The 20,837-nt window shown below is 61.7% G+C and carries 20 protein-coding genes; 10 read left to right on the top strand and 10 right to left on the bottom strand.

The genetic code is table 11. From position 1 onward, the window contains the following. Positions 1-5: 5 nt before the first annotated feature. From PQR42_RS16250 to PQR42_RS16235, 4 genes are all read right to left on the bottom strand, one after another. A complete protein-coding gene (locus PQR42_RS16250; RefSeq protein WP_408386583.1) occupies positions 6-1,232 on the bottom strand; it encodes an S-methyl thiohydantoin desulfurase domain-containing protein in 1,227 nt (408 codons plus the stop codon). After that, positions 1,222-3,540, bottom strand: coding sequence for a sigma 54-interacting transcriptional regulator (locus tag PQR42_RS16245; protein ID WP_408205501.1), 2,319 nt, complete (start codon positions 3,538-3,540; stop codon positions 1,222-1,224). The genes PQR42_RS16250 and PQR42_RS16245 overlap by 11 nt, the downstream gene beginning before the upstream one ends. A gap of 436 nt (positions 3,541-3,976) precedes the next feature. After that, positions 3,977-4,621: a helix-turn-helix transcriptional regulator gene (locus tag PQR42_RS16240; RefSeq protein WP_132374504.1), complete on the bottom strand. Its 645-nt coding sequence runs from the start codon at positions 4,619-4,621 to the stop codon at positions 3,977-3,979. 182 nt (positions 4,622-4,803) lie between these two features. Further along, positions 4,804-5,772, bottom strand: coding sequence for an ornithine cyclodeaminase family protein (locus PQR42_RS16235; protein WP_408386584.1), 969 nt, complete (start codon positions 5,770-5,772; stop codon positions 4,804-4,806). A gap of 239 nt (positions 5,773-6,011) precedes the next feature. On the opposite strand from PQR42_RS16235, the gene PQR42_RS16230 reads away from it, so the two are divergent. From PQR42_RS16230 to PQR42_RS16220, 3 genes are all read left to right on the top strand, one after another. Further along, positions 6,012-6,800, top strand: a complete 789-nt coding sequence (locus tag PQR42_RS16230) for an ABC transporter substrate-binding protein (RefSeq protein ID WP_408386586.1) — start codon at positions 6,012-6,014, stop codon at positions 6,798-6,800. Positions 6,801-6,897: 97 nt separating this feature from the next. Further along, positions 6,898-8,139: an NAD(P)/FAD-dependent oxidoreductase gene (locus PQR42_RS16225; protein ID WP_408386588.1), complete on the top strand. Its 1,242-nt coding sequence runs from the start codon at positions 6,898-6,900 to the stop codon at positions 8,137-8,139. A gap of 45 nt (positions 8,140-8,184) precedes the next feature. Next, a complete protein-coding gene (locus PQR42_RS16220) occupies positions 8,185-9,309 on the top strand; it encodes an aminotransferase (protein WP_408386590.1) in 1,125 nt (374 codons plus the stop codon). A gap of 30 nt (positions 9,310-9,339) precedes the next feature. Here the strand turns inward: PQR42_RS16220 and PQR42_RS16215 are convergent, their stop codons facing one another. Next, positions 9,340-9,741 (bottom strand): hypothetical protein, encoded by a 402-nt coding sequence (locus tag PQR42_RS16215; RefSeq protein WP_408205506.1) that lies wholly within the window; start codon positions 9,739-9,741, stop codon positions 9,340-9,342. A gap of 65 nt (positions 9,742-9,806) precedes the next feature. Then, positions 9,807-10,703: a transcriptional activator NhaR gene (nhaR, locus tag PQR42_RS16210; protein ID WP_408386592.1), complete on the bottom strand. Its 897-nt coding sequence runs from the start codon at positions 10,701-10,703 to the stop codon at positions 9,807-9,809. Positions 10,704-10,851: 148 nt separating this feature from the next. On the opposite strand from nhaR, the gene PQR42_RS16205 reads away from it, so the two are divergent. Together PQR42_RS16205 and PQR42_RS16200 are read left to right on the top strand one after the other, a co-directional pair. Then, positions 10,852-11,346, top strand: coding sequence for a CBS domain-containing protein (locus tag PQR42_RS16205; protein ID WP_408205508.1), 495 nt, complete (start codon positions 10,852-10,854; stop codon positions 11,344-11,346). Between the two features lie 77 nt (positions 11,347-11,423). After that, positions 11,424-12,383: a Tim44 domain-containing protein gene (locus tag PQR42_RS16200; RefSeq protein WP_408386594.1), complete on the top strand. Its 960-nt coding sequence runs from the start codon at positions 11,424-11,426 to the stop codon at positions 12,381-12,383. Positions 12,384-12,487: 104 nt separating this feature from the next. On the opposite strand, the gene PQR42_RS16195 is transcribed toward PQR42_RS16200, so the two are convergent. Continuing rightward, positions 12,488-12,907, bottom strand: a complete 420-nt coding sequence (locus PQR42_RS16195; RefSeq protein ID WP_408205510.1) for a RidA family protein — start codon at positions 12,905-12,907, stop codon at positions 12,488-12,490. A 388-nt stretch (positions 12,908-13,295) separates the two neighbouring features. Between PQR42_RS16195 and PQR42_RS16190 the strand changes: the two genes are divergently transcribed. After that, complete coding sequence (locus PQR42_RS16190) at positions 13,296-13,901, top strand: septal ring lytic transglycosylase RlpA family protein (protein ID WP_408493670.1); 606 nt, start codon at positions 13,296-13,298, stop codon at positions 13,899-13,901. Positions 13,902-14,269: 368 nt separating this feature from the next. Here the strand turns inward: PQR42_RS16190 and PQR42_RS16185 are convergent, their stop codons facing one another. Next, positions 14,270-14,935 carry a c-type cytochrome gene (locus PQR42_RS16185; protein ID WP_408386598.1) on the bottom strand — a complete coding sequence of 222 codons (666 nt, stop codon included), beginning with the start codon at positions 14,933-14,935 and terminating at the stop codon, positions 14,270-14,272. Between the two features lie 309 nt (positions 14,936-15,244). Here PQR42_RS16185 and PQR42_RS16180 point away from each other — a divergent pair, with 309 nt between their 5' ends. The 3 genes from PQR42_RS16180 (at position 15,245) to PQR42_RS16170 (ending at position 16,482) form a co-directional block, all read left to right on the top strand. Next, entirely contained in the window at positions 15,245-15,538 is a 294-nt protein-coding gene (locus tag PQR42_RS16180; protein WP_408205513.1) for a GYD domain-containing protein, read from the top strand. 62 nt (positions 15,539-15,600) lie between these two features. Continuing rightward, positions 15,601-15,810 carry a hypothetical protein gene (locus tag PQR42_RS16175; protein ID WP_408205514.1) on the top strand — a complete coding sequence of 70 codons (210 nt, stop codon included), beginning with the start codon at positions 15,601-15,603 and terminating at the stop codon, positions 15,808-15,810. 201 nt (positions 15,811-16,011) lie between these two features. Beyond that, complete coding sequence (locus PQR42_RS16170; protein WP_408205515.1) at positions 16,012-16,482, top strand: universal stress protein; 471 nt, start codon at positions 16,012-16,014, stop codon at positions 16,480-16,482. Between the two features lie 124 nt (positions 16,483-16,606). Here PQR42_RS16170 and PQR42_RS16165 read toward each other — a convergent pair whose 3' ends face one another. Beyond that, a complete protein-coding gene (locus tag PQR42_RS16165) occupies positions 16,607-17,506 on the bottom strand; it encodes a LysR family transcriptional regulator (protein ID WP_408386600.1) in 900 nt (299 codons plus the stop codon). A 155-nt stretch (positions 17,507-17,661) separates the two neighbouring features. Between PQR42_RS16165 and dld the strand changes: the two genes are divergently transcribed. Beyond that, entirely contained in the window at positions 17,662-19,401 is a 1,740-nt protein-coding gene (gene dld / locus PQR42_RS16160) for a D-lactate dehydrogenase (RefSeq protein WP_408386602.1), read from the top strand. A 10-nt stretch (positions 19,402-19,411) separates the two neighbouring features. On the opposite strand, the gene PQR42_RS16155 is transcribed toward dld, so the two are convergent. Next, positions 19,412-20,827, bottom strand: a complete 1,416-nt coding sequence (locus PQR42_RS16155; protein WP_408205518.1) for a cation:dicarboxylate symporter family transporter — start codon at positions 20,825-20,827, stop codon at positions 19,412-19,414. Positions 20,828-20,837: the final 10 nt, after the last annotated feature.

Below are 20,837 nucleotides of genomic sequence, written 5' to 3'. Positions count from 1 at the left end.
CGCGCTCAAGATGCGTCTCCCTTGCGTGCCGACTGCAACGACTGAAGCGATTCAAGCGGCACATACGGCCCGAGATAACCGAGCGAGTTCAGCAACTGCATGAAGCTGTCGAGAATCAGGCCGGGCTTGCGCAATTCGGCTTCGGCACGCCAGCCGATCAGCGTCACGGGGCGCTTGCCGATCACCGGGTTCAACGAACCGTCATCCTTGAGCAGGTCGCCGTTGCTGAAGATCGCCTGGCCTTCGCCGCCGACGAAATACGCCACGCTGTCCGGCGCCAGCACGATCGGCTGCGGACATGCGCTGTCCCATGCGAGCAGCGACTCGTTCTGGTACATCACCGTATAGGTCCGCTGTCCCGCCTGAATATGAACCTTGCCGACGTCGAAGCCACCGCTCGTATCGACTTCGGCCGAGACCAGCTCGCCGGGCTCGGAGATGGTGCGCGCGGCGAGACCGCAATGTTCGGCGAGATAGCCGATCATCTGCTGGGCGCTGCCGATCCGGCCGGCCTGCAACGCGCGCCCGAGGTCCAACGCGCGCGTCAAGGTGCCATGGATCGGCGTCGCGCGGCGGATGTCGGCCGGTTTCATGACCCACATCGCGAGGCCGCCGAACTGGCCGAACTCGGGATCGGCGACGACCGGACGCATCATCTGCTCGACGATTGCCGACACGTCGCGTTGATGGGTCGGACCACCCTGATTGCTGGCGCGCGGCGTCACGTCGAGTTCGACGCACAGGCCGCCCTGGCTCACGAGGAACGCCGGGCGCGGATCGATCTCCGCGGCTGCGAAGGTGAGCATCGGCAGCGAGGGCACGGCGCGGCCGGCGCCGTCGGCGTCGATCACCGCGAGGCCGAGTTTCGCCGCCACGAGCGCCGCCACCGTGAAGCCCAGCGCGCCGCTTTCCGGCGGCATCACGTAGGCGAGCTTGGTCGATTGCGACGCGAGCCGGGTCTGAACGTTCTGCACGGCGGTCACGGGGCCGATCGGATAGATGGCGGAGTTGATCGCTTCAGGCGCGCCGAGATAGGCGACCATGACGGCCGCGCCTTCGGTGGCCTCGTCGACCGACACCACCTTGACCGTGTCGGTCGGATAATAGTCGCCGGTGACGAAATGCTCGGCGAGATGCCGCGCGGATTCGATCGTGCCGCCGCCGCCGCTGCCGAAGAACGCTGCTCCCAATAGCAGCGGTTCCAGATCTTCCCGGCGTAATTCATATGCCATTTGCGATTCCTTTACTGTCGAGGTTGAAAGAAGCATCCAGCTGAAGTTCGGCAAGCAAATTCGCGGCGCTGGTGACGCGAGTGGTTGGATCCGTCGTTAGCGAGCGCAGACCGCGCTCGAGTGTGTCGATGGCTTCGGCGCTGCGGCCGGTGGAGCGCAGCAGATCGGCGAGGTGGCGCGCGGCATCCACGCGCGCCGGCACCGAACCGAACGCGAGCGCAGTGGACAGCGCGGTGCGCAGACCGAGTTCGGCGGCGTTCACATCGCCGAGCGCCCACTGCGCACGCGCCCGGGTGACCAGCAGTTCGCCCAGGTAGACGCGCTCCTGACGGGCCAGCGTCTCGTCGATCGCGGTGGCGAGAATCGCCTCGCAGGTCTTCGCGCGGCCGGCGCGCAGCAGCAGTTCGCCGTGCTGCCACGTCTTGAAGGAATAGAACAGCGCCCCGCCATTGCAAACGACGTGGTTGTCGTAGCCGTCGAGCATGACGGTCTCCGCTTCGTCGGAATGGCCGAGCGCGCTGAGGTGGCATGCGCGCAGCACCTGGCCGACGCCCCGGTAGAACGCGAAGCCGTTCGCGATCGACACCGATTCGAGTTCGCTCGCGAGATGGCCGAGCCGGTCGACGTCATCGAACAGGCAGGCGAGCCAGGCGGCGCCCTGCAGGTTGACGGCATGAGCGAGCGCGTGCGCGCCCGGTTCGGATGCGCGCAGGATCAACATCTCCATGGCGCGCCGCGCCTGCCCGAATGCGCCGATCTGATAGGCGGCGAGCCCTTCGAAAGTCAGCGCGAGGCTGGCCAGATCGATCCCTTGCGAGCCGGTACGGGTGTCGTTGCGCCCCACGCTGAGCAGGTTGCCGCGCGCGAGACAAGCCAGGGCTTCCTCGCTGTCGCCCAGCCAGAAGAGGGTGTTGGTCATCGCGACGTGAGCTTCGTCGAGCGAAACCCGGTCGCCGCCGTTCTGCGCGCGCTCCAGCATGTTCTGCGCGGTCGCGCGCGCCTGCTTGAGCTGAAGCGTCGTCAACTGCGTGGTCCAGACGCCGAACTGGATCGCGGCGATTTCGGCGGGCTCGCAGACGCCTTCGCCGATCGTCAGCGCGGCGGCGTAGCAGGCGGTGGCCTCCGCGTACAGCCAGCCGTGCACGCTGCGCAAGCTCATGCCGAGCAGCCGGTAGGCGTCGAACTGCAGACGGCGCACCGCCTCCTGTTCGTGAGGCGTCTGCAACACGTCGAGGCAGCGGCGCAACAGCGGAATCGCTTCGGCGAACTTCGACTCCTCGATCAGCGCGCTCGCGTGTTCGAGACACTTGCGCGCTTCCCGGTGATGTTCCTCGCGCGACTTCAGACGCCGCTCGATGGTCTTGCGGCCCACGCCGAGCATCGTTGCGGCCGCACTCTTGTTGCCGCTGGTCCGCTCGAGCGCGCGGTCGATCAAAAGGTCCTCGGCGGCGGCGAGCTTGTCGCGGCCTTCGAGTTGCAACAGCATGTCGGCGAGGCTCGCGCGCGACACCGGCCCGCTGGTTTCGTTGGCGAGAAACGGCTCGAGCGAATCGACATCGATCAGCGTGTTTTCGGCGAGCACGCTCAACTGGCTGATCAGGTTGCGCAATTGCCGGATATGGCCCGGCCACGAATGCTGGCAAAGCCGCCGGATGGCAGCTGGCGAGAACTCGAGACGGCGCGCGTGCTGCGATGCGAAGTGGGTGACCAGCGCCGGGATGTCCTCGATGCGCTGTTCGAGTCCGGGGACTGCCAGCACGAAGACCGCGAGGCGATAGAACAGATCCTCGCGGAATAACCCTTCACGGGCGAGTTCGCGCAGGTCGCGGTGCGTCGCGGCGACGACGCGCCCCGCAAAATGCAGACTGGTGGACGAACCGATCGGACGGAAGGTGCGCGTTTCAAGCACGCGCAGCAGTTTGGGTTGCAGCGCGAGCGGCAGTTCGCCGATTTCGTCGAGCAGCAGCGTGCCCTTGCCGACCTGCTGGAAAAGTCCCTGGCGGTTTTCTCCCGCGCCGGTGAATGCGCCTTTCACATGCCCGAACAATTCGGCTTCGACGAGGTTCTCTGGAATCGCGCCGCAGTTGACGTCGACGAACGGTTGGTCCTGGCGCTGGCTGTGCGCATGCACTCGCCGGGCGACCAGTTCCTTACCCGAGCCCGTCGGGCCGAAGATGAGCAAAGGATGTTCGGTCGGGGCGACCCGATCGATCATGCGGACCAGTTGGCGAAATGCCGGGGCGCCGCCCACGAAGGCGCCCGAATCAGCCTTGTCGTGGGCGAACGGAACGACAGGGGTGTAACTCATTGCAAAGCACGCTCCACTTGAACCGCGCGTGGCGCTACGCGGAAATTGCCGTCGAAAGGACGGGACGGACGGTCATGCATCGATCGCGTTTCCGGCGAAGTTTTCCGGTTGCGTTGTCGGGACCGTCCGCCGCAAGAAGAGACAGAGTATGACGGCTTGTTGCCGATCTTGTCCTTTTCGAAATTATTCCTGGCGTTAGTGCATTTGCGGATTTCATCGCGATGTGCTGCGAGCAGTGCAGCGGTTCGAGCTGAAGGCTGATGAAAGCTTGCGGCGCTGCCGCCGATTCGGCGGCAGGCGTGGTGTATGGCGTGTAAGGGCAAGGCACGAATGGGTATTGGCCGCGACGACGGAAGCGCGCCTGGCCGATTGACGATGCGTTACCCTGATAACGGCTTTTCAGCGATGTTTCTTTAATGGAAGTCGGACTTCCTATTCAGGCTGCCGCGCCCCGTAGATCCCTGATATGTTGATAGACGGTGGCACGCCCCATCCCGAGCACGTTCGCCACATAATTCGCCGCGCTTTTTCCCTTGAATGCACCCTCGGCCCACAGCGCTTCAACCAGTTCGCGGCGATGATCGCGAGTCAGGGAGTTCAATGCCAACTGACGCTCCTGAAGCCACGTGTGGAGAAACGTGTTGATGCGCTCCTGCCAGTCGTCCTTGAACAGTTCCTCGGGCTGCTTCACCACGCCGGCGCCGGAGATCACGCGATCGATCACATGCTTCACGTCCTCGAATACCGCAATGTTGTAGTTCACGCACATCACGCCGATGGCGGCCTCGGCGTCGTCGAAGAGCACCGTGCTGACGCAGCGCATCCGCCTGCCATCCCAGTTGATTTTTTCATAGGGGCCGATGGTGCCGGACTCGGCTGAATGATCCATTTCTTCCAGCGCCGACTCGTCGCCGAGCTCGCGCTTGGACAGGTTATTCGCTATGTAAGCGACGGTCTGGCTTTGCAAGTCATGAATGACGATTTCGACGTACGGGAAGAACAGTAGCGCGATGCCGTCGGCGACACGGCTGTATCGATCCAGAAGAAGCCGGCGTGCGGCCGTGGTCTTGGTCTTTCGCATAGGGATGGATGAAGTTCCAGTTTTCGGAAAGTCCGCAGCGTGTTGCGTCATCGTGCTGCAAGTCCGTGTGTTATCCGCCATTTTGCCATGAGCGGGATCGCGATCCAGTCGCTCTTGCCGCGTTCGTCGCGCCGTGCTCGCCCCGCTCATCGCACGCCTTTGTGACAGCATTCAGCGCAATATCACGCATCCCGCCGCGTCAGATGCCTGAAGAGTTCGAACGCGATGGCCACGTCTTCCAGTCCAAGGCCAATCGAGCGGAAAAACGCGTGTTTCTGATAGGACGGCTTTTGCGCGACGCCCGACACGAGTTCGGGCAAATCGGCCACTACGTTTTCGGCGGACCAGCCGTATCGCTCTGCAGCCAACTTCATTTCGCCCGCGCTGGCCGGAGTCGTCTGCCGGTAATCGCAATAGACGTCCATGGCGGGAATCCATGAGGGCGGAATTTCGTGGGCGTTCACAGCGTTGGTGCTGATCGATGTAATGAGCGCCGGCTTGCCGAGCATGCCTTCGTGCAGCACGGGCGTACCCGATGAAGTGCACAAGGCCACCACATCGGCATCGCGCACGCAATCTTCAATCGTGGTGCAAATGGCGACGCGCTCGTCGAGGGCCGTGATCGCCGCGCGCTTCGCCGCGTTGTCCTTGAGGTCGGGCGAAAAAACCTGAATCGAGCGCCAGGGACGCACCGACGCCAGGTGGCGCAGATGCGCCTGGCCCACCGCGCCCGAGCCGATGATCGCGAGCCTGTCCGCGCCGGGCGCGGCGAGGTGCTCGACGGCGAGCGCCGTTGCGCCGGCCGTGCGCTCGACCGTGAGCAAGCCGGCATCGCACCACATCAACGGCTGTCCCGTTTCCATCGACATCAGCGCGGTCCACGCGGTAATGACCGGCTTCGATGGCGTGACGATGTAGGGCGACAGTTTCGCGCCGAATACCTTGGCGCTCGCCATGACGCCGAGGTACGTAATGAAGTCCCCCGCGTTGCCTGGAAACAGAGTCAGCGTTTGCGGCGGCTGCACCGCGGCGTCGTTCCCAAGCGCGCGAAACATCTGCGTCAACGCATCGCGCACGTCGAGATGAGGTAGCGCTTCGCGAACGGTTTCCTGATCGACGATCAACGGAACGGGTTTTTCTATCTTGCTCATTGGATTGCTCTCCACAACGTTGCCGGCCTCCGGCGTGGAAGCAATTCTAAAGTCAAAAAGTCCAGTCTGGACTTTTATTTTGAAAATTGCTTGCTTTTGCCGGAGTCCAGAATAGACTGTTGATCCAGAGAGAGTGTGAGGCCAGGTTCGCCCGGCGCCCCATGCGCCGTCTCGAGGCTTTGCAGTCAGCCGTTGTCCGTGCCCTCAATTCGCGATGCCCAACCCCACAGGGAGCCACCATGCTTCAGAAACTTTCACTTTCAATTTTCGTCGCTGCTGCGTTGCTCGGTTCGGTCGGCACCGTCGGCGCGGAGACTCAAAACACCTTGCGCTTCGGCATCGAGGCAGCGTATCCGCCGTTCGAAAGCAAGTCGCCGACGGGGCAACTGGAGGGCTTCGACGTCGACGTCGGCAACGCTGTCTGCGCAAAGATGGGCGTGAAATGCGAGTGGGTGGAGAATGCCTTCGACGGGCTGATTCCCGCGTTGCAGGCCCGCAAATTCGACGTGATCAATTCCGCCATGAACATCACCGCCAAGCGCAAGCAGACGATCGATTTCACGCGGCCCATTTATGTCGTGCCGATCGTGATGGTGGCGAAGCGCGGTTCGGGCTTGATGCCTGACGTGAAGAGTTTGCAGGGCAAACGCGTGGGCGTGCTGCAGGCGTCGTCGCAGGAAGACTTCCTGAAACGCCACTGGGCGAATGCCGGCGTGTCGATCGTCTCTTATGCCGACCAGGATCAGGTGTACACCGACCTCGTGGCCGGCCGCCTCGATGCCGCCGTTCAGGAAGCGCAGACTGTTCAGGACGGTTTCCTGAACAAACCGGCAGGCCATGACTATGCGATTGCCGGCCAGCCGCTCAGCGATCCGGCAACGCTCGGCGAAGGGACCGGTTTCGGCTTGCGCAAGGGCGACAAGGCGCTGGCCGGCAAAATCGATGCCGCGCTCGACGCGCTGAAAAAAGACGGCACGCTCAGCGCGCTTTCGCAGAAGTATTTCAAACGCGACATCATCGCGAAGTAACGCGTTGTCGAACCGGTGCGAACGGATTCGCACCGGACCCGTGTGCGTGCTGTCGCATGCATGCTTCCGGTCCCGTCAGGGAAAGCAGAGCGAGTGTATGGATTTCGATGTAATCGTGCTTGGCGCCGGGATCGTCGGCGTGTCGTCCGCGCTGCACTTGCAGGATCGCGGCCGCCGGGTGGCGCTGGTCGATCGGCGCGCTCCGGGTGAAGAAACCAGTTTCGGCAACGCCGGCCTGATCGAAAGTTCGTCGGTCGTTCCGTACGCTTTTCCGCGCAATCTCGGCACACTGCTGCGCTATGCGCGCAATCGCTCGACCGACCTTTACTGGGACTATCGGGCACTGCCGTCTTTTGCCGGCTGGCTCGCCCGCTTCTGGTGGGAGTCGTCGCCCGAGCGGCTGATGGCCGCGGCGCACGACATGCTGCCTCTGATCCGGCAAAGCGTTGCGGAGCACGATGTGCTGATCGGGCGTGCCGGCCTCGAGCAACTATCGAGTGACAAAGGCTGGATCGAGGCGTTTCGCACGCAGGCGGAATTCTCGCGGCAAGCAGCCGCCGCCGAAGTAACGGCGAACACCTATGGGTTGCGTGTGGCGGCGCTCGATGGCGCGGCGTTGGCCGCGCGCGAGCCCGGCGTCGCCACGGGATTCTGCGGGGCCTTGCATTGGCAGGATCCGAAAAGCATCGTCAACCCCGGCGCGTTGACTAAAGGTTACGCACGTCTGTTCGAGGAGAGCGGCGGCGCGCTGTTGATCGGCGAAGCGACGACGTTGAAGGCGGAAGGCGGCGCGTGGACTGTTGAAACCTCGTCGGGCAGGATCAGCGCGCGGGAGGTCGTCGTGGCGCTGGGCCCGTGGTCGGATCAGGTGTTCGCGCCGCTCGGATATCGCATTCCACTGCGGGCGAAACGGGGCTATCACATGCACTACCAACCCACGAAGCCGATTCTGTCGATGCCGCTCGTCGACTCGCAGCAGGGCTACGTGGTGGCGCCGATGGAAGGTCGTCTTCGGCTGACCACGGGCGTCGAAATAGCCCGGCGCGATGCGAAGCCGACAGGTATCCAGCTGGAGCGCGCGGAGCGCACTGCCAGACCGACATTCGGTCTCGGTGCGCGGCTCGACGAGCGTCCGTGGCTCGGCTTGCGACCGTGCACGCCCGACATGCGGCCGGTCATAGGGCCTGCGCCTCGCCATAACGGGCTCTGGTTTGCGTTCGGCCACAACCACCACGGATTGACGCTCGGCCCTGTGACAGGTCGTTTGCTGGCGGAGATGATGACGGGCGCTCAGCCTTTTATCGATGCGCGTCCATTCCGTCCCGAGCGGTTCGGTTAGCTGTTCACCAACGGATCGCCTGATTGAATAACAAAGGAGAGTGACATGAAGATCAAGGACTTTGGCGTCGAGCGCTGGATGGATCTGTACGAAACCAGGTGTACGTACAACCTCGCGGAAACCTGCGTGGAATCGCTGACCGTCGATCAGTTGCTGACGCTCGCGAACAAACAGGACAGCATTCTCGACGAGCTACGCGAGCTCAAGCTCACATACGGCGCCATTGAAGGTTCGACCCGGTTGCGTGAAGCGATCTCGGCCATGTACGCACGTCAGTCGCCGGAGAACCTGATCGTCACGCACGGCGCAATCGGCGGCAACGCGCTCGTGTACGAAACCCTGGTCGAGCCGGGCGATACGGTGATCTCCGTTCTGCCGACCTACCAGCAACACTATTCGATTCCCGAGAGTTACGGCGCCGATGTGCGAATTCTGAAGCTGCGCGAGGAGAACGGGTTTCTGCCGGATCTCGCCGAACTCCGCACCCTCGTGAACGACAAAACCCGACTCATCGCGATCAATAACCCCAACAATCCGACCGGTTCGCTGATGGACGAGGCGTTCCTCGCCGAGATCGGCGAGATAGCGCGTTCGTGCGGTGCGTATGTGCTATGCGACGAGGTGTATCGCGGCACGGATCAGGAAGGCAGTGGCTATACCGCTTCGATTGCGGATGTGTACGAGCGCGGCATCAGTACCGGCAGCATGTCCAAAACATACTCCCTCGCGGGACTGCGGCTCGGCTGGATCGCCGGTCCGAAGGATCTGATTCGCGCTGTTGCGATTCATCGCGACTACAACACGATCAGCGTCGGGATGATCGACGATCATTTCGCCTCCATCGCGCTGGAGAACCGCAAGGCGATTCTGGCCCGCAATCACGACATCGTGCGGACCAACCTGGCGATCGTCGATGCGTGGATTGCCAAAGAACCGGCTATGTCTTATATCAAGCCCAAGTCCGGCACCACGGCGCTGTTGAAATACGACCTGTCGATGTCGTCGCTCGAATTCTGCGTGGAGCTGATCGAACAAACCGGCGTGATGCTGACGCCGGGCAGCGCGCTCGACATGGAAGGTTATGTGCGCCTTGGGTACGCCAACAACCGCGACGTGCTCGAAACAGGGCTTGCCAAAGTTTCAGAGTTTCTCGCGAAGCGTCGAGCCTGATTCACTTTTGACGGAGCAGGGCGAGGGCATTCACTCCTCGCACTTCACGTCCTGTCTTCGCACGACGATGATCACCGGATAGGTCCCGTGTTCGAGTTCCACGCGCGCGACGACGGACATCGTCTCACTGTCGATATCGTCGTACACGCTGACCTTTTCATGCCGCAGGCTCGTGAGGCCGGTACAGCCGGACGCGCGGCCCTCGTCGGAGATCTTGCATTGAATCGGGTTGTCCGCAAGGAAGCGATACCGGTCTCTGTCAGAAGTCGCGAGGTATTCACGAAAACTCTGCGCCGATCCGCCGATGCCGGTGACATACCCAATGGCGCACTGCAGTCTGGGTGTGTCGCTGCTCCCGGCTGTCTGGGCTGTCGCGGCCGTGCTTGCGGCCGCGATGAGCGCCGCGAGTGTCGATGCAAGGAGGTATTTCATGGCGCGAATCATGGTTGTCGGATCGAAGTGCTGGATTGTAATGGCATCTCCGCAAGCGCGCTCCGCTAGACATTGAACAGCTCACTGCGCGCCGCGTCCAGAATCATCGCGACAGCCGGATGGCTGATTCGGCGCTCGATCGAGATCGCAAAGAATTCTTCAACGATGGAATTGATCTGTCCGACCGTCGTCAGTTTGTGCTCGGCCTGCAACTGGCTTTCCAGCACGGTGGGCGCGAACAGCAAGCCGCGGCCTTCACGGGCGAACGCCATGGTCATCGCCCCGTCGTCGAACTCGCCGACGATGCGCGGCGAAATGGCATGGGACGCCAGCCAGTGATCCAGCTTGCGGCGCACCGCCGACTCCGTACCGGGCAGCAACACCGGTAACTGACCGAGCGACAACGGGAAGCGTTTCCTGCCACTCTGGATCAGCGCCTCCGCACCGAAGCAACTGAGCGTCGAGCGGCCGAGCCGGTGATTGAACGCCTTGATATTGACGTCGGCGGGAATGGGGGCGTCCGCGATGATCAGGTCGAGGCGGTGCACGGCCAGTTGCGCGAGCAGCGCATGCAGCTTGCCCTCGTGGCAGATCATGCGCACTGACACGGACGCGCTCAGCGCAGGTTCCAGCAGCCGGTAAGCGATCGCCTTCGGCACCGAATCCGCGATTCCGACGCGAAACCGCGTTTGCGGGCCCGCTTCGTTCTCGCGCCGCACCGCGCTTTCCAGCTCCGAGCCTAGCGAGAATATTTCGTCGGCGTAATCGAGCGCCAGGCGGCCCGCATCGGTCAGCTCGAGCGTGCGGCCGCTTTTCCTGAACAGCTTTTTATCCAGCGCTTCTTCGAGCAGCTTGATCTGCCCGCTCAGCGTTTGCGGCGAAATGTGCAACTGCTCGCCCGCCCGAACGATGCCGCCCGCGTGCGCCGCGACCCAGAAGTAATGCAGATGCTTGAAGTTCACGATCTCTCCGTCGATTACACAATGCTACGGTTTTCTCGAAGTATCAGCATTGAAAATACGCATTTTACGCTACCTTGGGTTCGGGTAGATTGAGGTCTCGCCCTTGAGTTCATGCGGGGCGGCTAACGGTACCTGACGGAGGTGGCAGATGGCATCGGTCGCGCAATTCCTGCGTTCAAAGGCGTCCCAGACAGTATGGTCGACCCAGGCATCCGCTTCGGTTTACGACGCGATCGCGATCATGGCTCACAGGCAGGTGGGCGCGCTCATCGTCGTTCATGAAGGACGCGTGGCAGGCATCGTCACGGAGCGTGATTACGCGCGAAAAATCGTGCTGATGCACCGTTCCTCAAGGGATACGCCGGTACGCGACGTCATGTCGACTGCCGTGCGCTATGTCGGCCCGGAGCAGACCACCGAGGAATGCATGGCGCTCATGACGGAGCACCGGATCCGTTATCTGCCTGTGATTGCCGCGGGGCAGGTGATCGGCATGGTGTCGATCGGCGACCTGATCAAGAACCTGATTGCCGAGCAGGAAGACACGATCCGGCAGTTGGAGCACTACATCCACGGCAACAGTTTTCAGGCCGGTCAACATGGCTTTCAGGCGCAATCATCTGTAGGTTTGACCACTCAATAATATTACTGTTCGTAATGTACTCCGCGCGAAGAAGAGCGCGTGAAGCGGGCAGTCCCTGACTCACCAAAGAGGTATCTATGTACACGCAGATCATCAATCAAGTTCGACGGGCTGCCGGCGCGGTGACGCGCGGGACGGCGGCGCTCGGTTTGGCGGGGCTCCTTGCTCTCGGCGCCGTGGCTTCGAACGATGCCGAAGCGAAGCGCGTAGGCGGGAGCCAAAGCATCGGGCGTCAGTCGCAAACGGCGTCGCCGTCCGGGCAAACACAACGGAGCCAGCAAGCTCAACCGGCGCAGCAGGCCGCACAGGCGCCGGCCGCTGCGGGTAACCGCTGGATGGGCCCGCTCGCGGGGCTCGCCGCCGGACTGGGTATTGCGGCGCTGCTGTCGTCGTTTGGCCTTGGCGAGGGGCTCGCGCAAATGCTGTCGAATGCGCTGCTGATCGGAGCCGTGATTTTCGCGGGCGTGCTGCTGTTCCGCTTTATCGCCAACCGGCGTCGTCCGGATCTTGCGTATGGGCAGGGTGCCGCGAACCGGCAGCAAACGGGCGGCTCGCCATTTCTGAACCAGACGGGGCAATCGCGGCCTGAAACGAATTTTCGGGGCTGGCCGCGCGCGGCGATGGGTTCGACCGGAGCAGCGAACAGCGTGAAGGCGCCTGAGCTTTCGCTCGGGCCAGACCAGGCGGCATTTCTCGTATCGGCGAAGGCGATGTTCATGCGCCTCCAGGATGCATGGGACAGGAACGAGCAAGGAGACCTGTTCGAGTTGACCACGCCGGAGATGTTCGCGCGGCTCAAGCAGGATCTGGAATCGCGGGGCCGCGAGCCGAGCCGCACGGACGTGCCACAACTTGATGCCGAAGTGCTGGGCACCGAAAGCAATGCGGATGAAACGTTCGTCAGCGTGCGCTTTTACGGTCAGATCCGGGAAGACGATGCACAGACCGCGCAGCCGTTCCAGGAAATCTGGAACCTGGTCAGACAGGCGCAGGGTGACCAGGCGTGGCGACTGGCCGGTATCCAGCAGATCGACTGATAGCGGCACGGTTGAGGCCGGCGCGAGGAAGCGCCGGCCTTCGGCCGCTCATGCATCTCACGTCTCACGTCGAAAAGCGGCAACGAATTGACCCGCGACCGTCATCATCCGGACACTGAGGTCCGGTTGCTATCGATCGCCGCAACGCAATCGATCTCGATGTCGAAGTGTCCTGGCCACGCCGGCACATTGACGAAAATCCTCGCAGGCGGGTTCGGTCCGAAGAAGCGCGCATAGATCGCGTTGACGGCCGGAAACGCTTCAACCGACGTGCAATACACGTTGCACTTGAGCACCTGATCGAGCGATGAGCCCGCCGTCTCGACGCACAATTTCAGTTGTTCCAATACCCGTTCCGTCTGCAGCTCGATCGGTGCGTCCATGACTTCGCCGGTGTGGGGATCGAACGGCGGAAACCCGGACACGTAGATCGTATCGCCGTGGCGAGTGACGGCGGAAGTCGGCGCTTTCCAACGTTCGAGCCAGCTCGAAAGCGGTTCGACACGAATGATTTCACGGCTCATGGTTCGCTCCATGTAGAAAGGCCGAGCGTTTTTCAGCAGTAGGGTGATCAGCTCGTTCAGATTGCTGGGTGAAAGACGTGGTGACGAAATTGCTTGTGAAGCAGGCATGGATCATCCGCGGCAAGTGGGGCAATCAACAGATGTTTGAGCGTGGACGATGATTGTCGCAGGTTTCCGCTGAACGCAATTGTGCGGCGCAGGCGGCGGAGCCGCGCGTGGACTCGCCAGGCGGCTCGTGCAGTGGACACACGAACGTCGGACCGAAGCATACGGACAGCCCTTTGCCTGGCGTGAGAGGCTTATTTAGCAACCCGAACACACCGGTAATTTACGTATCGCTCGTTGAACGAAGTGCCCGCTGCCTCGACAAGCTGGAAAGGAGTGGCAAATGAAAAACAATCTTCATACCACGGAGAATCGGCTAGCCGGCGATGTCGCCCACGTTCGTTTGCGACGCGGTCGAGGATCCGCGCTTCAAACGCTTCTGTTTCTCGTCTTGTCGTGCTTCCTGGGCACGGCGCTTCCGGCGCAACCGCCGGCATCATCCGCCGATGCCAGCCCGGCGAGCGTAAAGGCAGCCCCGCGCCATCTCGATCGCTCCGGCAAGTCCCGCAAGGGCAAGGCCTCGTATTATGGCCGGGAGTTTTATAAAAAAGAGATGGCTGACGGTACGCCGATGAATCCGCAATCCAATGCCGCCGCGAGCAAGACGCTACCGCTTGGCACCAAGGCCCGGGTGACGAATCTGAAAAACGGTAACAGCGAGGTGGTCGAAATCAGGGATCGCGGCCCCTATGTCAAGGATCGAATCGTCGACCTGTCGCCCAAGACCGCGGATAAGCTCGGGTTGAAAAAAGATGGCGTTGCCCCAGTCGAAGTCAAGCCGATGGAAGTTCCGCAGGCCAACGGTACCGTGAAGCCGGGCGCAGGTGTACAGGAAAGCGAGCGCGGCAGGTCGTCGGTTGATGTGCAGGATAGTCATTCCTTGCATTGAACGGACGGCACTATGACGACGGGCGCTTCTCGTCGCTCGGCTTGTGAGAAGGCTTCGTGAGCGGATGTTTGCCCGCGTCGACTGCATGCCCGGATAGCGCACGCGGTTGGTACCGCCTTATGCAGGTGGGCAGCTCATCGCCTTAACATGCACGCTCTGGCAAGGATACGATTCAGGCAGTTGCGGGCTGCGCGCTGCACTCAGATTTGAATCGCCACCAGTCGCGGCGCAGCCGGCAAGCATCATCGCCAGACTCGATATGACCGCGACATGACTCCACACAGTAGATTGCATAGGTGCTCAACATAAAGGAACGGGTTGCGGTACGGGGATTTGCTTCGCGAACGCTATAAGTCTGTTGTCGATCTTCAAGGTCTGGTCACCGAAAGGTAAGCCGCGGCCTCTTCGATCTGCGCGTCGTTCAGCGTCGCCGCGACGGCTGTCATCGATCCCGGCGCCGGCGGTTTCCCCTTCGCGCGCGCCTGAAATTCGTGCAGCCGCGCAACGACAAACGCCGCCGGTTCGCCCGCGATACCCGGAAAGCGCGCGCCATTGCCTTTGCCACCGGCCCCGTGACAGCTGAAACAGGCGGGAACGTTGGATCCAGCACCCATCTCGGCGAGTTGCTTTCCGGCGATCACCAGACTCTGCTGCGGCGGCGCGCCTGCGGCAAGGGGCGGGTCCTGTCTGGAAAAGAAGTTTGCGAGTTCGCGTATTTCGCTATCGGACAGATTGAGTGCGACCGTTTGCATGACGGAACTTGCACGGGTGCCAGCCTTGAACATCGACAATGCATGCGCGAGATAATCTGCATCCTTGCCGGCAAGCCGCGGCCCACCGGTTACGGTGCCGGCGCCCAAGGCACCGTGGCACGCGACACACGTTGCGATGGAAGGCGCCTGCGCCCCTGCGGCGGTAGCCTGCGCATTCACTGCGGACTGTGCATGACAGGCGCCAGCGAAACCGACGAGCGCCACGATCGAAAGCGAACGCAAGCCGTCACGCAGCATGGTGGTGGAACGTGAATTGATCATCGTGGTCTTCCCGATATCCTCCGGACAAGCGCCCGGTGAACGACGCTATGAGGCGATTCTGCGGGAGTGATTCTGACCAGCGAGCGTCGAAAGCATTACGGATTTGTTATCTGAAGCGAGCACCGATCTGTCTGCCGCCTTCACGCGTTCCTCTACTGCCCATACAGCCAAACAGCCGGTGGCACGCCATTCCATTGCATAGAATCAGGTTACGCGCAGAACGCTTTCGGGCAACACGATCGCAGTCGCGTTCGCGGTCGAGCTTGCGCGTAGAGAACGCGATTCGTACTAATCGTAAGGAGAATCGTCATGGCGACTTATGTGGTTCTTGCACAATTCACCGATCAAGGCATACGCAACATCAAAAACAGCCCGCAGCGGGCCGGTCAGGCGGCGGAGTTAGCCAAGAGCTTTGGCTGTGAAATGAAAGAGATCTATTGGACAGTGGGCAAATACGACATCGTCACGGTCATCGACGCACCGGATGAGCAAAGCTTCGCGGCATTCGGCTACGCGTTGGGGTCGGCAGGCAATGTCCGCACGCAAACGCTGCGTGCGTTCACGAAGGATGAATGCAGCGCGATTATCGGCAAACTTCCATAAAACAGGCAGTCATCTGGCACGTGAGCCGTTCTCTTTCCGCGACTCTTTCTCAGGAGATCACAATGAACGCAAAAGCAAACGACAGCGAAGACGTACGTGCATTCGTTCAAACGGCCGAGCAGGCCGGCGAGTTTGTCTGGGTCATTACGCTGGTGGACTTCGGGGCACAAAAGGTCAAACGGTCGATGGTTTCGGACGACACGTTCGCCATGCGCGCCGCGGCTCAGGACGCCGGCGAAGCCTATTTGAAGGCGCTCACGGAAGACCGGTAGCGAGCTGGGCAGGCGCCTTGTTTTCGTTCGCGGACAGATTAAGGTTGGACCAGGGGCAAAGGGCCGGAATACGCAGTGTCTTCGAGGCGAGGGTGACTATACTCAAAGAGGCCGCCTCTGATTCAGGTTCGCCGGGTTCAGGCGGTGGAGGCGCCGTGCAGGATTTCAACGCGAGCCGGCCGGGTCGCGGGGGAGAAATGTATGTTCAAGCATCTGCTGGTGCCGACCGACGGCTCGACGCTTTCCGAGGCCGCCATTCAGATGACGGTTACGCTCGCCTTGGAAAGCGGAGCCAAAGTCACGGGCCTTCATGTCATCCCGGAGTTTCATGTCCTCGCTTATGGCACGGAGATGATCGCGGACAACGAGGATCGAATCATTCAGGCCGCGCGACAGCGCGCGGACGACTACCTGGAGATTATCAAAAAAGCTGCTGCGCAAGCGGGTGTGGAGTGCAATACGGTTGCCACGAGCCGGGCTCATCCTTATGAGGCGATTATCAGCGTTGCTGCAGAGCAGAACTGCGATCTCATTGTGATGGCGTCGCACGGTCGAAGTGGCATGCGGGCGTTTTTGCTCGGCAGCGAGACCCAGAAGGTCCTGACGCACAGTCAGATTCCGGTTCTCGTCGTCCGGCAGTCGACGCCAACCGGTGTGCCTCCGGGGCGATAGCCCGGCTGGTAGCTGAACGAGCGCGCTCGCCCGGAAGTGTACGAATGAATTGCGTCGGAATCCTGATATAGGGTCCGGCATCCGCGCCAGGCGAGCGGTTCGTAACTCGTGTGGCGCCGTACCATCACCCCTTGCGGGCGGCGACTCGTTGTTGCCGCAAAATCCTCGCAAAGTTCAGTACGGTGGGCGACTTTTCGCGCGGCCGATGGATCAACGCGATACCCGTCGACAGGGGATTGCCGCGCAGTGCGTGATACGACACGCTTTCGACCTGGATCTGCCGGATGGACGCGGGCACCACCGCAACGCCGAACCCAGCCGCCACGAGATTCGCCGCCGATGATATCTGCGGCGACTCCATGCCGATCGAAGGCGCGAAGCCGGCTTCGCGGCAGGCGCCGATGATCGAGTCATACAAGTCCGGGCCGATCGGCCGTGGAAAAAGGATGAACGGATCGTCCGCGAGGTCCGCCAGATCGATGCGCCGTCGCCGGTTCAAGCGATGGTTCGCCGGCAACACCGCCAACATGTCTTCGTCGACGAGCGGTTCGACGATCAGATCGCGGCAGTTCAGCGGCATGCGCACCAGAGCCGCATCGAGCTGCCGCTCGGCGACCTTATCCAGCAGCAGCGAACTGTTGCTCTCCTCGCAACTGATCGACACGCGCTCATACGCATGCCGGTAGCGCTGCATGGTCATCGCGACCGCTGGATGAAACACCGTCGAACCCGCGAAACCGAGCGAGAGCCGCCCGGTCTCTCCGCGTCCCGCGTTCTGCACCTCGACGAATGCCTGCTGCGTGTCCTCGACGATGCGCCGCGCGCGCTCGCGAAAGAGTCGCCCTGCCTCGGTCAATTCGACGCGGCGCGGATGACGGATAAACAGCGGCGTGCCGATTTCCCGCTCGAGCTTCAGGATCTGCTGGCTCAAAGGCGGCTGGGCGATGCCGAGGTGGGCTGCGGCATCGGTGAAATGCAGGTGTTCGGCGACGGCGAGGAAGTAACGCAATTGGCGAAATTCCATATGTTTTTCGTCTCCAAATAGCGACTTCAAGATATTGGACTAATGGCCGGACTGATTTTAACCTTCGTGTCAATCCGATGCGCTCAAAGGTCGCAGCCAACACCGCTTGACCCAGTCGATGCGCGTCGCGCCCAACGCCTCACGAGGAGAATTCGATGTCAGCAGCGCACACACCATGGGTAGCCGGCCGGCCCGACGTGGCTCACACGTTGATCGCGGAGTTACGCAGCATAGTCGGCAGGAAACACACGCTGACCGACGACGCCGCGACCCGCCGCTTCCGGACCGGCTTTCGTTTTGGCGCGGGCAAAGCGCTCGCGGTGGTACGCCCCGGTACGATCGTCGAGCAATGGAAAGTACTGCAGGCATGCGTCGCGGCGAACGTGATCGTGATCACGCAGGCATCGAACACGGGCCTCACTGGCGGCTCGACGCCCGACGGCGACGACTACGATCGCGACATCGTGATTGTTAGCACGAGCCGCATGAGGAAGGTGTTTGTGATCGACGGTGGCAAGCAGGTCGTCTGCCTGCCCGGTGCAACACTCGACCAGCTGGAAAAAACGCTGAAGCCCCTTGGCCGGGAACCGCATTCGGTGATTGGCTCCAGTTGCATCGGCGCGTCGGTGTTCGGTGGTGTCTGCAACAACTCCGGCGGCGCGCTGGTGCAGCGCGGCCCGGCGTATACGGAAATGGCGGCATTTGCGCAGGTCGATGAAACGGGCAAGCTGCGCTTCGTCAACCATCTCGGGATTGAGCTCGGTGAGACGCCCGAGGAGATTCTTGGCCGGCTCGAGGATGGCAAGTTTGCGGATGCCGATGTCCGGCACGACACGGGCGCCGGGTCGGATCACGGCTACGCGAGCCACGTGCGCGAAATCGATGCCGATACGCCGGCGCGCTTCAACGCCGATCCGCAGCGTCTTTATGAAGCGTCGGGCTCGGCTGGCAAGCTGATGGTGTTTGCAGTGAGGCTCGACACGTTCCCGATCGAACAGAACGCCAAGGTGTTCTATATCGGCACGAACCATCCCGACGAACTCACCGAGATCCGCCGCCACGCGCTGCACGACTTCAAATTCTTGCCGATCTCGGGCGAATATCTCCATCGGGACGCTTTCGACGTCGCTGAGGAGTACGGTAAGGATACCTTTCTGGCGATCGACTATCTCGGCACGTCGCGGCTCCCAGCGCTGTTCGGACTAAAGAGCCGTTTCGATGCGCTGTTCGATCGTCTCGGCTTTCTCCCTTCGCATTTCACCGATCGCGTCATGCAGGCCGCGAGCCGGTTGTTTCCGAGCCATTTGCCACCGCGAATGAAACAGTATCGCGACAGGTACGAGCATCACCTGATGCTGAAGGTCGCGGCTGGGAGCGTCGACGAAACCCGTGCGTTCCTCTCCGGCTACTTTGCGAACGCCACGGGTGGTTATTTCGAATGCACTGAGGAAGAGGGCAGGAAAGCGTTCCTGCATCGTTTCGCTGCCGCCGGTGCCGCGGTTCGCTATCGCGCCGTGCACACCCGCGAGGTGGAGAACATCGTCGCGCTCGACATCGCACTGCGCCGCAACGATCGCGACTGGATCGAGACACTGCCGCCCGACATCGAGGAAACGATTGCCATCAAGTTGTATTACGGCCACTTCCTGTGCCACGTGTTCCACCAGGATTACATCGTCAAGAGGGGCAACGACTGCCTCGAGGTCGAACACAGGATGTGGACGCTGCTGGACCGCCGCGGCGCCGAATATCCGGCGGAACATAACGTCGGTCATCTTTACCGTGCGAAGCCCCAGCTTGCAGCGTTCTATCAGCAACTCGATCCTTGCAACTGCTTCAACCCGGGGATCGGACAGACATCGAAGTTCAGGAACTATCGGGAAGCGGCGGTCTAGTTGGTCACCGTCATTGCGAAGTGCCCGCGCTCTTCAGCGGAATCCCTCCCGGATGCGGATTGGCGTCGTTCATATCCTCCGGCAGCAGATTGCCGTCCCCAAGACTCGCATCGGCGCGCGCAGTCTCCGGGTACCGCTCAGGATAGAGATGCCGCTGCGCGACGCTTGCATCGAACGTCCGCGACCACTTTGCGATGACTACTGTCGCGAGGCTGTTGCCGATCGTATTGCACGTCGCGATCGCCATCGACATGAAGCGATAGACACCGAAGATGATCGCGAGCCCTTCAACCGGCAGAATACCCGTCGAGGTCACGGTCGCGGCGAACACCACGAACGAACCGCCCGACACGGTCGCCGCGCCTTTGGACGTGAGCAGCATGAGCAACAGCAAGCCGATCTGATGTTCGAACGTGATCGGCACACCATACGCATGAGCAATGAACATCACGCCCATCGACATGAAAATGGAGGTGCCGTCGAGGTTGAATGCGTAGCCGGTGGGCAATACGAGCCCGACCGTCTGCTTGGCGCAGCCGAGCCTTTCCAGCTTGATCAAGAGGCGCGGCAAGGCGCTTTCCGAGGAGGCCGTGCCGAGCACAATGAAGATTTCGTCCTTGATGTACCGCAGAAAGCGCCACAAACTGAATCCCGCCAGCTTCGCAATGATGCCCATCACGACAACGATGAACAGCACTACCACCGCATAGAAGCTGAACACGAGCTGCGCCAGCGCGATCAGCACGGCGGTACCGTTACTGCCCACCGAGTAGGCTACCGCGCCAAGGGTGCCGAGCGGGGCAAGCTTCATCACGAGATTGATGAACGAGAACAGCACCTCGGAGACGAGATCGAGCCCTTCGGTGATCCTCACGCGGCGGCGCTCCGGAATCGCGAGTATGCCGATGCCAACCATCACCGCGAGGACCACGACCTGCAGCAATTCGCCCTTGGCGAACGCACCGATGAAGTTGTCCGGCACGAGATGCATGACGAACTCGCTGAACCCTTGCGGCGTCGCTTTGGCCGCGATCGTAGGCACCGTGCCGACAGCCAGTGAGGTCATGCCTTTGCCGGTTTGCAGCAGGTTGCCGGCGAGCAGGCCGACCATCAACGCGATCGTCGAGACCACCTCGAAGTAGACGATCGAGCGCCAGCCGACACGTCCCGCGCTCTTCACGTCGCCCGCGGAAGCAATTCCGTGCACAATCGTGAGGAACACCAGCGGCGCGACGCCCGCCTTGATGAGCGAGAGAAAGATATCGCCCAGCACTTTCAACTGTGCGCCGAACTTCGGAAACACCAGACCGACGGCGATACCGAGTACCAGCGCCAGCAATACCTGCATGCCGAGTTTGCGATACCACGGCAGTTTCCTGGGCGGTGCGACGATCGATTCGTCGCGTGATGTGTTTGCGTGATTCATCAAGTGCTCC

This window comes from Paraburkholderia sediminicola, from assembly GCF_046027355.1.
GTDB classification, from domain to species: domain Bacteria; phylum Pseudomonadota; class Gammaproteobacteria; order Burkholderiales; family Burkholderiaceae; genus Paraburkholderia; species Paraburkholderia sediminicola_B.
Note: the sequence above shows the minus strand (reverse complement) of the source record. Positions and strands in the feature narration are given on the sequence as shown.